The 15,629-nt window shown below is 30.8% G+C and carries 16 protein-coding genes; 9 read left to right on the top strand and 7 right to left on the bottom strand.

Annotated features, from left to right (window positions below):
- Nucleotides 1-161 precede the first annotated feature (161 nt).
- Nucleotides 162-1,808, bottom strand: a complete 1,647-nt coding sequence (locus ECH_RS00200) for a tandem repeat effector nucleomodulin TRP120 (RefSeq protein ID WP_011452362.1) — start codon at nt 1,806-1,808, stop codon at nt 162-164.
- A 263-nt stretch (nt 1,809-2,071) separates the two neighbouring features.
- Here ECH_RS00200 and ECH_RS00195 point away from each other — a divergent pair, with 263 nt between their 5' ends.
- The 3 genes from ECH_RS00195 to ECH_RS05000 all read left to right on the top strand — a co-directional run bounded on the left by ECH_RS00195 (nt 2,072) and on the right by ECH_RS05000 (nt 3,156).
- Nucleotides 2,072-2,449 carry a ferredoxin family protein gene (locus tag ECH_RS00195; protein WP_006010247.1) on the top strand — a complete coding sequence of 126 codons (378 nt, stop codon included), beginning with the start codon at nt 2,072-2,074 and terminating at the stop codon, nt 2,447-2,449.
- Between the two features lie 316 nt (nt 2,450-2,765).
- Nucleotides 2,766-2,915 carry a hypothetical protein gene (locus ECH_RS05005; RefSeq protein ID WP_226988407.1) on the top strand — a complete coding sequence of 50 codons (150 nt, stop codon included), beginning with the start codon at nt 2,766-2,768 and terminating at the stop codon, nt 2,913-2,915.
- Nucleotides 2,908-3,156, top strand: a complete 249-nt coding sequence (locus tag ECH_RS05000) for a phage portal protein (protein WP_226988435.1) — start codon at nt 2,908-2,910, stop codon at nt 3,154-3,156. The genes ECH_RS05005 and ECH_RS05000 overlap by 8 nt, the downstream gene beginning before the upstream one ends.
- A gap of 6 nt (nt 3,157-3,162) precedes the next feature.
- Here ECH_RS05000 and nadA read toward each other — a convergent pair whose 3' ends face one another.
- A complete protein-coding gene (gene nadA, locus ECH_RS00185; RefSeq protein WP_006010250.1) occupies nt 3,163-4,107 on the bottom strand; it encodes a quinolinate synthase NadA in 945 nt (314 codons plus the stop codon).
- A gap of 21 nt (nt 4,108-4,128) precedes the next feature.
- Nucleotides 4,129-4,878: a methyltransferase domain-containing protein gene (locus ECH_RS00180; RefSeq protein WP_006010252.1), complete on the bottom strand. Its 750-nt coding sequence runs from the start codon at nt 4,876-4,878 to the stop codon at nt 4,129-4,131.
- Between the two features lie 313 nt (nt 4,879-5,191).
- On the opposite strand from ECH_RS00180, the gene ECH_RS00175 reads away from it, so the two are divergent.
- Together ECH_RS00175 and ECH_RS00170 are read left to right on the top strand one after the other, a co-directional pair.
- A complete protein-coding gene (locus ECH_RS00175; protein WP_006010254.1) occupies nt 5,192-6,373 on the top strand; it encodes a phage portal protein in 1,182 nt (393 codons plus the stop codon).
- A gap of 124 nt (nt 6,374-6,497) precedes the next feature.
- Nucleotides 6,498-7,031 (top strand): HK97 family phage prohead protease, encoded by a 534-nt coding sequence (locus tag ECH_RS00170; protein WP_006010257.1) that lies wholly within the window; start codon nt 6,498-6,500, stop codon nt 7,029-7,031.
- Here ECH_RS00170 and ECH_RS00165 read toward each other — a convergent pair.
- A complete protein-coding gene (locus ECH_RS00165; protein WP_011452360.1) occupies nt 7,014-7,901 on the bottom strand; it encodes a hemolysin family protein in 888 nt (295 codons plus the stop codon). The genes ECH_RS00170 and ECH_RS00165 overlap by 18 nt on opposite strands.
- Before the next feature lie 423 nt (nt 7,902-8,324).
- Here ECH_RS00165 and hemE point away from each other — a divergent pair, with 423 nt between their 5' ends.
- The 3 genes from hemE to ruvC all read left to right on the top strand — a co-directional run bounded on the left by hemE (nt 8,325) and on the right by ruvC (nt 10,725).
- Nucleotides 8,325-9,329 (top strand): uroporphyrinogen decarboxylase, encoded by a 1,005-nt coding sequence (gene hemE / locus ECH_RS00160; protein ID WP_011452359.1) that lies wholly within the window; start codon nt 8,325-8,327, stop codon nt 9,327-9,329.
- Between the two features lie 99 nt (nt 9,330-9,428).
- Nucleotides 9,429-10,253, top strand: a complete 825-nt coding sequence (locus ECH_RS00155) for a cytochrome c oxidase subunit 3 (RefSeq protein ID WP_011452358.1) — start codon at nt 9,429-9,431, stop codon at nt 10,251-10,253.
- Between the two features lies 1 nt (nt 10,254).
- Complete coding sequence (gene ruvC / locus ECH_RS00150) at nt 10,255-10,725, top strand: crossover junction endodeoxyribonuclease RuvC (RefSeq protein WP_006011656.1); 471 nt, start codon at nt 10,255-10,257, stop codon at nt 10,723-10,725.
- Between the two features lie 7 nt (nt 10,726-10,732).
- Here ruvC and plsY read toward each other — a convergent pair whose 3' ends face one another.
- A complete protein-coding gene (plsY, locus tag ECH_RS00145; RefSeq protein WP_011452357.1) occupies nt 10,733-11,320 on the bottom strand; it encodes a glycerol-3-phosphate 1-O-acyltransferase PlsY in 588 nt (195 codons plus the stop codon).
- A 93-nt stretch (nt 11,321-11,413) separates the two neighbouring features.
- On the opposite strand from plsY, the gene nadC reads away from it, so the two are divergent.
- Entirely contained in the window at nt 11,414-12,253 is an 840-nt protein-coding gene (gene nadC / locus ECH_RS00140) for a carboxylating nicotinate-nucleotide diphosphorylase (RefSeq protein WP_011452356.1), read from the top strand.
- 45 nt (nt 12,254-12,298) lie between these two features.
- On the opposite strand, the gene dnaJ is transcribed toward nadC, so the two are convergent.
- A complete protein-coding gene (gene dnaJ / locus ECH_RS00135; protein ID WP_006011660.1) occupies nt 12,299-13,441 on the bottom strand; it encodes a molecular chaperone DnaJ in 1,143 nt (380 codons plus the stop codon).
- 63 nt (nt 13,442-13,504) lie between these two features.
- Entirely contained in the window at nt 13,505-15,616 is a 2,112-nt protein-coding gene (glyS, locus tag ECH_RS00130; protein ID WP_011452355.1) for a glycine--tRNA ligase subunit beta, read from the bottom strand.
- Nucleotides 15,617-15,629: the final 13 nt, after the last annotated feature.

Below are 15,629 nucleotides of genomic sequence, written 5' to 3'. Positions count from 1 at the left end.
AAAAAATTGCTTATAACCTATAATATCAGCAAAATTCCACTTTTACTTTCAATCACTTAATATATGATTTCTCCCATATAAAAAGCAGGTAAATAAACAAAAAAATAGCAAGCAATACTTAATAAAAGCATCACTTGCTATCTCAAGACTAAACCTTACAATTATACAATATCATTTACTACATTGTGATTAATATTCTCATGGTTAGTAAAGTAATTATGTTCCATAAAATAAAGGCTAACATTACAACACACAGGAACATTACTTAATAAACCACCTAATAAGTCTTTCACATCTTGAAATCCATACATATACATTTCATACCCACAAACATACTGTCCAGGTTTTGACATAGGACATAACATTCCACTTTCAAATATTGTTGAAACTATAGAATCCATACTTTCTAAGCATTCGATAGGTGATATTATATCTTCACTACCTTTTACAGTCTGTGAATCCTTTACAATCTCAAATTCTTGTTCGCAAGTTTCACAAACTTTATCTTCCTCCTTTATAACGATTGGATTAAATGAAGGTGCAAACATTTCATCTTTCTCTACAACAACCGGAATCACTTGACCTAATGGCAAATCTTCTACTAGAATTTCAGGGTTAGTTTTTTCTTGTTCAACTTTAGAAACTTCACTTTCTGCAACAAATGGCTCTGATGAAGGTTGAGATACTATTTCATCTTCTTTCTGATGAGATTCAGTTATTCCACTTTCTTTTTCTGTTTCTCCTTGATGGGATTCAATTTCACTTTCTCTCTCTGTAACAACTTGAGCTGGCTGATCTGATACACCAGATTCATGACTCGCAACATCTTGCAAATCTTTTATTAAAACTTCAGGGTTAGTTTCTTCTTGTTCAACTTTAGAAACTTCACTTTCTGCAACAAATGGCTCTGATGAAGGTTGAGATACTATTTCATCTTCTTTCTGATGAGATTCAGTTATTCCACTTTCTTTTTCTGTTTCTCCTTGATGGGATTCAATTTCACTTTCTCTCTCTGTAACAACTTGAGCTGGCTGATCTGATACACCAGATTCATGACTCGCAACATCTTGCAAATCTTTTATTAAAACTTCAGGGTTAGTTTCTTCTTGTTCAACTTTAGAAACTTCACTTTCTGCAACAAATGGCTCTGATGAAGGTTGAGATACTATTTCATCTTCTTTCTGATGAGATTCAGTTATTCCACTTTCTTTTTCTGTTTCTCCTTGATGGGATTCAATTTCACTTTCTCTCTCTGTAACAACTTGAGCTGGCTGATCTGATACACCAGATTCATGACTCGCAACATCTTGCAAATCTTTTATTAAAACTTCAGGGTTAGTTTCTTCTTGTTCAACTTTAGAAACTTCACTTTCTGCAACAAATGGCTCTGATGAAGATTGAGATACTATTTCATCTTCTTTCTGATGAGATTCAGTTATTCCACTTTCTTTTTCTGTTTCTCCTTGATGGGATTCAATTTCATTTTCTCTTTCTGTAACAACTTGAGCTGGCTGATCTGATACACCAGATTCATGACTCGCAACATCTTGCAAATCTTTTATTAAAACCTCAGGGTTAGTTTTTTCTTGTTCAACTTTAGAAACTTCACTTTCTGCAACAAATGGCTCTAATGAAGGTTGAGAGACTGTGTCATCTTCTTGCTCTTGCTGATAAATTTCAGAACCCAGATCCTGTGGTTGCACAATATTCTTATTACCAAAACCTAATATACGCATAATTATGTCTATCAAGCCATCAGTATTACTCCGTATATCGGCTGTACTTATGTTACTATTATCAATATCCATAAAAATCTCCTTTAATTTTAAACGTATTGCCAAATCCAACTCCACAATCAATTCTCTATCATAAAATAACATACTCTATAGAATTGATAGCTCATATACGTATTAGGATGTTACCTAAACATTAACCAAACTACTTAACTCTACGATGTATAAGTTTAACTACAACTCCACATCTATACCTTGTAAAATAATAAATACTAATTGAACTTGGCAAGAAAAAACATTACAATAAAAACCGTTACATTATTATTAATAACCCTGTAATGACACACTTTATAACGGATAGGTGCATAAGATGCAAATACACTGATTGTGTTGAAGTATGCCCGGTAGATTGTTTCTATGAAGGAGCTAATATGTTAGTAATAGATCCTGATCAATGTATAGACTGTGGTGTGTGTGTCCCAGAATGTCCCATCGATGCAATCGTCCCAGATGATTTTATAAGAGACGTATTAGAATGCAATGATAGCGCATTAAACGAAGAACAGAAAAACCTTAAAAAGTTTTATGAAATAAATAAAAAATTCTCTAAAGAATGGAACAACATAACTTCTGCTAAACCTCCATATTCAGACGCAGAATCCCACAAGTACACAAAAAATAAGTTTATTTATTTTGATGAAAATTTAAGTGAATAGCATTACGCTTTCTATGTAATATAAACTTGCTATTAGCAAATCTATACCGACCTAAATGTTCATGATGTATCAAGCTGCATTTTTCTAAATTGTGACTATGACACAATTTTATACTGAACAACAACTTATACGATATTTTTTATTACAGTACAGTAATTAAGAATTTATACAAGACAATTCTCACATATTCTCAGTCCCCACACAACTATTTACAGAGGCTGTATGGAAAAACAGAAGCTATGCAAATTTCGCAGAAAATGGCTACATAAAAAACGTAAATTATTATATAAATACAAAATAGAATTATCTGCATTAAATGGATCTATCTACATCACCAGAAACACATGCACATCCTATTCACATGATTGCATCAGCTGCAGCATCTGTTTCTTTATTACTAAATAAGACTATCAAAAACAACACATTCCAAATAAAAAAACCATCCTTTATTAAAATTAATATCTAAACCAAACAACACCACCTCAAAATCAGAATTCATCGAAGGAATTCTTACTTATAAACTTATTAGCGGTAATGCTTATATTTTGACAATAGAAAATCATGATATGATTCCCAAAGAATTACATCTTTTGCGACCAGATAGAATTGAGATTACTCCAGGAAAAGATAATAGGCCATATTCATATCGCTATTCTATAAATAATTATCACTATGACTATAAGATTAATAAATCAACAATATCGTAACAAAGATTAACTCATTTTAAGCATGGCATCCAAAGACCTTTTAGCCATACTACTAATTTCAGGATCAAGGGTAATTTCAGGATAACCATTTTTTAAACATAAATACAATTTTTCTAAAGTATTCAAACGCATATGTGGGCATTTACTACATGAAACACATCCACCACTATCTGAAGTTTTTACTATATAAAAAGTGCTTCCAGAAGAAACTTTTTTCATTTGATGAATAATTCCTTCTTCAGTCAACACTATAAACTCTGAATTAGGATTATCAGAAGAAAATTTTAATAACTGAGTTGTCGATCCAATGAAATGAGCATATTTTAGTAAATGCCCAGGACATTCAGGATGAGCTAGAACATATGCTTTATCATGTCTAACCATCATATCAATTAACTCTCGTTCAGAAAAACTTTCATGCACTATACAAGTACCAGGCCATAAAATCATTTTCCTATTCGTTTTCTTTTCTAGAAAAGCTCCCAAAAATTTATCTGGAGCAAATAGAATTTGTTTTTCTTCTGGTATTTGTCTTATTATCTTTTCAGCACTTGAAGATGTACAAATGATATCAGAATAAGCTTTAACCTCCGCTAAAGAATTTATATATGTAATTGATACACAATCTTTATGTAACTCACGAAATTTTTTAAAACTCTCTGCATCACAAGAATCAGCTAAAGAACATCCAGCATTTAAATCTGGTAATAAAACCTTTTTGGCAGGATTAATTATTTTCGCAACTTCAGCCATAAAGTACACACCACAAAATACAATAACATCAGCTGTTGTGGTGGCTGCCTTTCTGGAAAGTTCTAAAGAATCACCAATAAAATCAGCAATATCTTGTATCTCTGAATCCTGATAGTAATGAGCAAGAATTACAGCATTACTTTCCTGAGCCAAATGACGTATTTCTTGCAATAGTGTTATGACATCAAGTTCTTTCATTTAATCATTATGACAAAAAAATTACTTTTTAACAACCAAATACATAATGTTCCACGAGTTAAAAATACAATTCTGCAAAGAATATAATTCCTTATAAATCTTGCTTATTTCAAATATATTATATTGTTCATCACTAACTTTTTTTGTATATACACCTGTCAATTTCATACTCAATAAGAAAGCACGAAATGACTTATGATATTGACGATAATTACAACAAAATGCATATTGTACTTTAACATTAAAGGAATTTACTATATTTATAAATTCATTCATTTTATAAAATTGACTAAAAGATCCTCCTACTTTTTCAATTACATTATTCAATTCGATTAGAGTTCCAAATATTGGAATTGCCACATACAATATACCATCAGATTTCATGACTCGAAACAATTCCAATAAAGAAATGCTAACATCACGAGACCATTGTAAAACCATTGAGGCAATAATAACATCAAAAAAATTTTCATAAAATGGCATTACATCCATATGGCAATTTACTGACAATGCATTATTCTTTTTCTTAGCTAAAACACACATTTCCCGAGATAAATCTACTTGAATCAAATTATGATTTGCAACATTTAAGAATTTACTCATATTTCCAGTACCACACCCTACATCTAATATGTTTCTCTTATCACAACTTTCTAACACCACAGTGCTACATAATTCACGCAAAATCACGTCTTGTATATGAGAGTATTTATCATACGAACTTGCTGCATTATCGAATGCTTTTTGTATTTTTTGAGTAATAAGACCCATATTGTATAATTACTAACAACAAAAACAATATTCATAAATAAAGGCAAAATAGCAACGTACATTAAAGTCATTACAAATTATACAAATACTTATCAGCTCAGAAATTAAATACACACCCTATAAAAACAGCTTCCACATCTATTAACATAGGATGTATTATATTAAGTCTAACATAGCTATAAGACAAACACATATTACTTGTTACAGACTCACATAGAACCTGTACTACATTACCTACAAAGTTTTACACCTTTAGTATATTACTAAATCAATTCAACTCAATAAAATTTATATATATCAAAGAGTTTTATCAATGAATTTCTTTAAAAAAAAGTCAATACAAGACAATTCTTACACATTCTCAGTTCCCATACAACTATTTACAGAGGCTGTATGGAAAAACAGAAGCTATGCAAATTTCGCAGAAAATGGCTACATAAAAAACGTAATTGCTTTTAGATCTATTCACATGATTGCATCAGCTGCAGCATCTGTTTCTTTATTACTAAATAAGACTATCAAAAACAACACATTCCAAATAAAAAACCATCCTTTATTAAAATTAATATCTAAACCAAACAACACCACCTCAAAATCAGAATTCATCGAAGGAATTCTTACTTATAAACTTATTAGCGGTAATGCTTATATTTTGACAATAGAAAATCATGATATGATTCCCAAAGAATTACATCTTTTGCGGCCAGATAGAATTGAGATTACTCCAGGAAAAGATAATAGGCCATATTCATATCGCTATTCTATAAATAATTATCACTATGACTATAAGATTAATAAATCAACAAATTATTCACAAATCCTACACATAAAAAACTTTCATCCACTTAATGATTATTATGGATTATCCCCTATAGAAGCAGCTTCATACAGTATAGATCAACATAACCAGGCTGGATCTTGGAACCAAGCAATGCTACAAAATGGAGCTAGACCAAGCGGGGCATTAATTGTAAACGCAAAAAGTAACAACAATGGTAATTTAACACAAGAACAATACACTCGTTTAAAATCACAAGTAGATGAATTCTATTCTGGTCCAAGAAATGCTGGAAGACCAATATTACTTGAAGGGGGATTAGATTGGAAAGAAATGAGTTTATCCCCTAAAGATATGGATTTTATCGAATCAAAGCATAGTTCAGCACGTGACATTGCATTAGCATTTGGTGTACCACCCCAATTGCTTGGTATTCCTGGAGATAATACCTATAATAATCTTATCGAAGCAAGGCTTTCACTATGGGAACAAACAATATTACCTCACTTAGACAATATTATTTCACATTTTAACAATTGGTTAATACCCAGGTTCGGAAGCAATATGTTTTTATCATATGATAAAGATTCCATCTCTGTATTAACAGAAAAAAGAAAACAGCTCTGGCAATACGTAGAAAATGCAACTTTCATGACTATCAATGAAAAAAGAGCAGCTTTTGGGTTACCACCAATAGAGAATGGAAATACTCTATAAAAAAATATTATCACAATTTTAATGATTTCTGAGATTTCGCAAATTTTCAATAATTAGACATTACATGATATATCTCAGCACTCATTGTCAATTTTATTAACAAATAATTAGTAGAAGTTTTTTTATGCAACAAAAAACATGTAATTTATTTTTATCTGAAAAAAATATAAAACAATCTGGTACTTTTTCAGGATATGCAAGTGTGTTCAACATCGTTGATAAACAAAAGCATATCATACTACCAGGGGCCTTTAGTAATTCTGTAAAAAATTCACACAAAATAAAGCTATTATGGCAACACAATTCGACAGAACCCATAGGCAACATCACAAGCTTGACTGAAGACAATATAGGACTCTATATAACAGCAAATTTACTACTAGACTTACAAAAAGGGAAAGAAGCGTATTTAATGATTAAAAATGGTATCATTAATGCGTTGTCAATAGGATATAGTATAATAGATGACTACATAGATGCAAAAACAGGTGTAAGGGTACTAAAGAAAATATCCTTATGGGAAGTTAGTTTAGTCACATTTCCTGCTAATATATATTCAAAGGTCACCAATGTTAAAGATACACATGAAGATTTAGCAACATCTTTTATAAAAGCTAAACTCACACTAGATAGATTAAGCTCAATAATCGATTTTTAAGTCAACTTTTTTTACATCACTTAAATCAATAACTATTTTATAAATACACCTATCATCAGCCTCTTTAATGGAAAATACAGCTCCACTTTTATGTTTAAAAACTTCATTTGTCATAGGTACTCTACCGATCATAGATAAAATGAGTCCACCTATTGTTACATAATCATCTTCTTTACAATCTCTAAAATCAATATTGAAAATTTCTTCCAAGTTTTTAACTAATACCCTGGCATTTACTTCAATTTTATTATCAGAGATATTAACAATACTTGGAACAGTGGGAACATCGTGCTCATCGTCTATATCACCTACTATTTCTTCAATAAGATCCGCCATAGTCACTAATCCTTCTGTTCCACCATACTCATCTACTACTACAGCAACATGTATGTGAGAAGATTGCATTTTTATAAATAAGTTGACTGCTTTCATAGATGGAGGGATATACATAACCTCACGAATTATATTTCTCACATTAAAATCATTATGAAAATTTGAAATTATGTCTTTAATGTGAATAAACCCTATTATGTTATCCAAATTGTTCTCATATGCTGGAATTCTGGTGTACTGCCCGCTCACTACCTTATCTATCAAGTTTTTGCTATCAGGTACATCTGTAATGTCTATGGCATAAATTTCTGTTCTAGGAATCATTACATCTCTCACCAAGCAATCATTGAACTTTCTAAGATTATAAAACATGCGGGAGTTGGTGAAACACTCGTTATCATCAATCAAATTGTTTTCGACAACCCTTTTTAATTTAGGCATTCTCTCTATCATAAATGAAACTAACTTAGCGCTTAACGACTCTTTTAAAGATAACCTATCTTCACTATCACTATTATCAGAAAGTTTATCACTCATATACAATTTGTAATTCTTTATTATCACTCAAGTATACTATTCAAAACTTTATTTTCTATATAAAGTTTGTGTTAATAAGTTTGTTAATAACCCGATACGAAATGTGTTAGTAAAAGTTGTCCACATTCTGTTACATAGTTATCCACAGAGTTATTAGGAACATGAAGTTCGCAATAACTGTCGTATCAGGTGTTGGTTAAAACTACAGTTATCAACATAATTCACATATTACTTATACACACATATTATAGCAGAAAATCAGTATAATATACACTTTATTAACAGAGTTATTCACAAAAAAACATCAGTAAAATCTACTCACATATTTTGCAAAAATAAGTTTTATTCACATAATTCACAGAGATAAACTATAAAAACTATCTGTAAGGATATAATATATATAATTTCTATAATGGAGAGTTTATGTTAAAGACTATAACAAGCAGGGCCAAGCAAAAAGAGATTCCAGTCTGGTTCATGCGCCAAGCCGGTAGATACTTACCGGAGTACCGCAAGGTGGCAGAGGAGGCAGGAAGCTTTCTAGAACTGTGTTATACACCAGAGCTGGTAAAGGAGGTTACATTACAACCAGTAAGGAGGTTCGGCTTGGACGCGGCGATAATATTTTCAGACATACTGGTAATCCCTGACGCCTTAGGTTGCAAAGTAGAATTCACGAAAGAGAAAGGACCCGAGTTGCAGCTAATATCTAACCACTCAGAAATAAGCGTTCCCGAAGAAGCTGCATTGGATCATCTTAAAAATGTTTTTAGGGGTATAAAAGAAGTAAGAAAGTCCTTACAAAGAGACAAGCCATTGATAGGGTTTGCAGGTGCACCTTGGACTATAGCCTCTTATATGATAGGAAGAGATAAAAATTTCTCAAAAATAAGAGAGATGTGTTATTCACAAACTAAAAACCTAGAAAAAATAGTAGAAAAAATTACAAAGGTGACAACCTTATACTTAATAAAACAAATAGAAAGCGGTGTAGACATAATACAAATTTTTGATAGCAATGCAGGAATTGTACCAGCCGGCGAATTCAAAAAGTGGATAATAGACCCAACGAAAGAAATAGTCTCGTCTATACGTAAACTTTATCCAGAATTCCCCATCATAGGATTTCCTAAGGGTGCAGGAGTGATGTACAAGCAGTTTTCAGAAGAAACGGAAGTTTCAGTCACAAGTGTCGACTATAATACCCCAATGTCTTGGGCAAAAAGTAACATTCCGTCAGTACTACAAGGAAATATAGATCCATATCTAGTAGCGTATGACAAAAGTAAGGCAATATCCCAAACGAAAGAACTAATCAATATAATGAAGGACAAACCTTTCATATTTAACTTAGGTCATGGAGTAATACCAAGTACCCCTATAGCTAATATTGCAGCACTTGTAGACACAATAAAATCTGTTGTTTAATACATTATTAAAAACAACACTGTAAAATATGAACTTGACAATCTATTGCTTTGACTATAGAAAATTAATAAATAAAAATAATCTTTAAAGGATACCATAATGAAAGGGAAGCTACATGATTATCATCTAGTAAACCCTAGCCCATGGCCATTGTTATTCTCTCTCACAATATTGATAACAGCGTTAGGAGCAGTCGGAACAATTCATGGATCACATATCAGCAAAATTGTACTTGCATTTGGTATGTCTTCTGTAAGTATAGTCTTGTATAAATGGTGGAAAGACGTAGTTACAGAAGCAATTAGAGACAATTGCCATACTGAAATTGTAAAGAAAGGAATTAGGTTGGCTATGGCTGCCCTTATTCTTTCAGAAACAATGTTCTTTTTTGGCTTCTTTTGGTCGTTTTTTAAAGCTTGGTTATTTCCTGTATACATGCTCGAAAATCTAGTACCGAGCAAACTATTATCTTGGCCTCCATCTGGCATTACTAAACTTGACCCTTGGTCTATACCTTTATTGAATACAGTTATTCTCTTATTGTCAGGTTGTACTTTAACTTGGTCTCACTATTCATTGATAAACGATGATAACAAAAACACAGTAAAAATGTTAGGGATGACTTTATTGCTTGGTATTACATTCTCTGTATTTCAGGCTATAGAGTATCTACATATAGGATTTTCCTTCCGTGAAACTGGGGAAAAAGCCATATATTCTTCAAATTTTTATATGATGACAGGTTTTCATGGAGTACATGTAATAGTTGGTACACTATTTTTAACTATATGTTGGCTTAGAGCAAAAAGAAATCAGTTATCTCCAGAAAACCATATAGGTTTTGAATGTGCAGCATGGTATTGGCATTTTGTTGATGTCATATGGTTATTATTGTTTTTTTTCTTGTACTGGATAAGTTCATAACATGAAAATAATGGGTCTTGACCCTGGCTTAAATTGTACGGGATGGAGCATATTATCTGTTAGCAAGGATATAAAACTTATAGATAAGGGTACTGTAGTAACCAATAGTAAGGAAGATACTGGTCAAAGGTTAAGAAAAATACACACGGATGTTCTCGATATCCTTAGGTTGTATCAGGTAGATAGTGCATCTATGGAGGAAATATTCATAAATAAAAATCCTAAATCTTCAATATCACTATGTTATGCTAGAGGTATTTTACTATTAACTTTAAGTACTAAGGATATACCAGTGTTTGAATATTCTACAAACTATGTCAAAAAGTCAATTACAGGAAACGGCCATGCCAAGAAAGAACAGGTGTCCTTTATGATAGAAAAGATTCTTAATGTCAAATGTTCAGGTACTTATGATATTTCTGACTCAATAGCTGTTGCTCTATGTCACGCTTACTCTAAAAAAAGCTTTTAACATTTTACTACAATCCTATATTTAACTTGTTTTCTTTTCCACTTAGCATTCGTGCTATGTTGTCAGCATGTTGTGTAATGATTAATAGTGACATAGCTATAAAAACGGCTGTGTCATTCATTGTGTAATACATGTACACTAGCAACGCTACAAAAATAGTCGACACAATAGATGATAATGAAGAGTACTTAAATATTGCAAAAAGTGTAATCCAAATAAATAAAAAGCATATTACAAACTTATATTCAATAAGCACCATTGATCCTAAAAGTGTAGATATTCCTTTACCACCCTTAAATAATAACCACACAGGAAACATATGTCCTATTATAGAAAACATAGCAGATATAAAAGCAAATGTCTGATCCGTACTATAAATTTTAGCTAACAAAACTGATATTAACCCTTTGACTGCATCTAAAAGTAAGGTCATCACAGCTAGTTTTTTGCTTTTTCTAAAAACATTCGTTGCTCCTATATTCCCTGATCCTACTTTTCTAATATCACCTAGCCCTCCAATGTAAGATAATATTAAGCCAAATGGTATAGATCCTATTAAATAGGATAATACTATTACAACAGCATGTATGTTCATATTATTTTGTAATAAATTCATATTGGAATAATATAAGATTTTTACATTACTTCAATGTTGTTATAATATAGTGTACAAAAAGACGTAATAAATATGAAAATCTCATTTTCAGAAATTATACATAATGCATTAAAAGAAGATTTAGGAGACAAAGGTGATATAACTACTAATAGTATATTAATTAATGAAAAAGTAAATTTTGCAATAAATACAAGAGAAAATTTAGTAGTTTGTGGAATTCCTATACTAGAAGAAGTCTTTAATATGAATAAAGAGCATGTAAAGTATGAAATTCATAAGAAAGATGGAGATATAACAGGAAAAAATAGCACCTTAGTAAGTGGAGAAGCATTAGCAATATATTTACTGCCTATTGAAAGAGTTATTTTAAACTTCATTCAGCATGCTTCTGGTATAGCGTCAATCACTAGGCAATTTGTCGATGAAGTATCTGGAACAAAAGTTAAGATTCGTAGCACTAGAAAAACTACTCCTGGTTTAAGAATGTTAGATAAATATTCTGTATGTATTGGTGGTGGGGAAAGTTATAGAGACAATTTGTGTGATGGTGTACTTATAAAAGATAATCATATAGCTAGCTGTGGAAGTATTACCTTAGCTATACAAAGGCTTAGAAAAAATCTAAAAAATGAATATATTGCTATTGAATGTGACAATATATCTCAAGTTGAGGAATCACTGTCTAATAATGTAGATATGATATTGTTAGATAATATGAGTATTAGTGAAATAAAAAAAGCGGTTGATATAGTTAATGGAAAATCAGTTTTAGAAGTTTCTGGATGTGTGAACATAAGAAATGTCAGAAACATTGCACTAACAGGAGTAGATTATATTTCTATTGGGTGTATAACTAACTCTTTTCAAAATAAAGATATAGGACTTGACATAGAGTACAACAATAATAAGTAGTTTTGTTGACATATATTATAACTCTATATTAACAGTTATTGGGGTTCAGTTTGACCTGATATCTTTCCAAAAACTTTTTACTTTCTGAAAAAAGCCAGTCGACTGAGGATTACAATCTACGTTAGGTTCATCATCAAACTTTTGTAATAATTCTTTTTGCTTTTTAGTTAACTTCACAGGAGTTTCTACAGTTATCTGTATGTACATATCTCCTCTTTTTGATGAATTTATAATTGGCATTCCTTTTTCTTTAAGTCTTAATTTATCTCCGTTTTGTGATCCTTCTGGGACTTTCACTTTTGTCCATGTTCCATCTATAGATGGCATTTCTATATGTCCTCCTAGTGCAGCAAGTGTCATTTTTATGGGTACATTGCAATAAAGGTCAGATCCATTGCGTGTAAAGAATTTATGTTTTTGTATATTAGAATAAACATACAAATCTCCACTTCTTGCACCCCTATATCCTGCTTCTCCTTTTCCATTTAACCTAATTTTATTACCACTTTCTATTCCTTTTGGAATTGTAACAAGTAAGTTTACTTCATCTCTTACACGACCACTTCCAGAACATTTTTTACATTTATTTTGTATTATTTCTCCTTCTCCATTACATACATGACATGTTCTTTCTATTGTAAAAAACCCTTGTTGTGTTCTAACATTACCTACACCATGACATGTACTACACTGTACGGATTTTGCTGATCCTTCACTTCCAGAACCGCTACAACTTGAACATTTTACGTAAGTAACATAACTTATAGGTACTTTCTTACCGTTAAATGAATCCTCTAGTGTTATTTCTATATCAAATCTTAAATCTGATCCTACAGCTCCGCTATCATGTCTTCTGGATGATCCTCTTCCTCCTCTAAATCCTCCACCAAAAAGATCATTAAATATGTCAGAAAAATCACCAGAAAAACCACTATTAAAATCAAATCCTCCTCTTCCAGAGCTATCAAAAGCATTGTGTCCATATTTGTCATATGCTGCTCTCTTATCTTGATCTATGAGAACATCATAAGCTTCTGATAATTCTTTAAACTTTTCTTCTGCTTCTTTATTGCCAGGATTTTTATCAGGATGGTACTTTAGTGCCATTTTTCTATAAGCTTTTTTTATTTCTTCTGGTGTTGCACTTTTACTTACACCTAATAGATCATAATAGTCACTCTTACTCATACCAATTCTTCTTTATAAGTATCAGGTAAAATATTTATATACGATTTTAAAAAAATTCAAGACTTACCTATGTGTATTTTTAATCTTACTAAAATCTGTAACTAAGTCAAAAATATAAAATGCATTTTTAACAATAGAAAGCCTGTTTTTATGTAATTCTTTATTTGTTTGATCATTTACTTTTACGTTGTCCATAAAACTGTTTACGCAACAACTCAATTTGTAAAGATTATTTAACGATTCCTCAAACTTGTTGTCCTTTATCAATCTTTTTATATTATTTTTTTGGTAAGTTATTTCTTTATATAGATCAGTTTCTTCTTTTATTGTGAATAATTTTTTATTACACTTGTACTTTGCTGTATTGTTTACGTTTTCTCCCTTTGTAATTATATTACTAAGTCTTTTATATGCCTTTATTATTTCAACCCCATTTTTGGTAAAAATATAATTGTTAAGAAACTTAGCTTCTGTTTTTATTAACAATAAATTACTGAATTTTCTGCTTTCAAATACGGCATTTATTATATCTTCCTTTATGCCGTCTTCTTTTAGGATAATTTTAAATCTATTTGAAAAAAATTCTATTACAGATGAAATAATTTCTTTTTTTCTGTTTGTTCTTGATATTACATTCTTAAGTTTGTTAATAGTAGTTCTTTCTGTAATTGCAAATGAGTACAGTGATACAGATTTTTCTATTAAAAGCCTTATTGGTATGTTTAAATTGTTTTCGATTATTATTCTAATAATTGATATAGCCATTCTTCTCATGGAAAAAGGATCACGGGAACTGGTAACTTGCTCTCCTGCAACTATCATTCCAACTAAGTTATCTATTTTATCAGATATGGATACAGCTATTGATATAGGAGAAGAAGGACATTCTTTTTGTGGGTTTGTTGGCTCGTAGTGATTAACTATAGATTCTGAAATTTCTAATGATTCATTAAAGTAAGAGGCATAATATCCTCCCATTATTCCTTGTAGTTCTGGAAATTCTTTTATAGCTAGTGTTGATAAATCAAACTTGGATAATTTTGCTGCTCTTTCTACCTTTATCAATGAGGAATGAGGTATCCATATGGAAATGTATTTTGATAAAGCTATTATGCGGTTCACTTTTTCAAAAACAGATCCAAGTTTTGCATGAAATACTATTTGTTTGAGTTTTTCTATGTAGTAATCAATATTGTATTCTTTGTCTTTTTTTACCAAAAAACTTGCGTCTAATAGCCTGGCATTTAATATGTTATTGTGTCCTTTTATTATATTATCATTTGATATAGTAGATATCGTAATAAAGTTTGTAATTTTGTCTTCTTTAAAAACAGCTAGGTATTTTTGATGATTGTGCATCACACTTAGTATTAATTCCTTTGGTAACTCAGAGAATTTTTCATCCACTGATCCCATGATAACTATTGGATATTCTAAAGTTCCATTCAATTTATTAATTAATTTTTGATTATCCTCACATATTAAATTACTTTCTTCTGTTATACTTTTTATTTGATGTAATATAAAATTGAGCCTTTCTTTTTGGCATAAAATTACATTATTTTTTTTTAGTTTTGAATTATAAGAATTAAAATCTGCAACTTCAAAAAATTCTTTATTTGTGAATCTGTTACCACATGATTTGTTATTTGCTTCTATATCTGCAAACTTTATTGGTAGTACTTTTCCATCAAGTATACACATTATATTTAGTATAGGGCGAACCCAATATGTTTTTCCACCTCCCCATCTCATTTTTTTATCCCATGGAAAGTTGTTTAACATGTTTTCTATAATTGATAGGATTATATGTTCTGTATTTGTTTCTTCATTATGATTAAGCTCAGCATAGTAAAAATCATCATTACCGATTTTGCATGTTATAAGGTCACTGAAATTTTTATTAACTTTCTTTAAAAAACCTTCTATTGCAATCTTATCTGCTGATACTTTAGGTCCTTTTATCTTTAATGTATTATTTGATAAGTTATTGATTATATTTTTTACATACAAGGTTAATCTATTTGAAGTTACAAATACCTTTACAGACTCAAAACTGATGTTACAACGACTTAGTTCTTTTCTTATATAAGAATCCATGTATGCATATGCACTACTCTGCATCTCAGGAGGTGTTTCTTCTGATAAGCATTCAAATAATAGTTCTAAAGGCATGTCGTTTTACTTA

Origin of the sequence: Ehrlichia chaffeensis str. Arkansas (genome assembly GCF_000013145.1) — a bacterium.
Taxonomy (GTDB): Bacteria; Pseudomonadota; Alphaproteobacteria; order Rickettsiales; family Anaplasmataceae; genus Ehrlichia; species Ehrlichia chaffeensis.
This window is presented reverse-complemented; position numbering and strand designations above follow the sequence as displayed.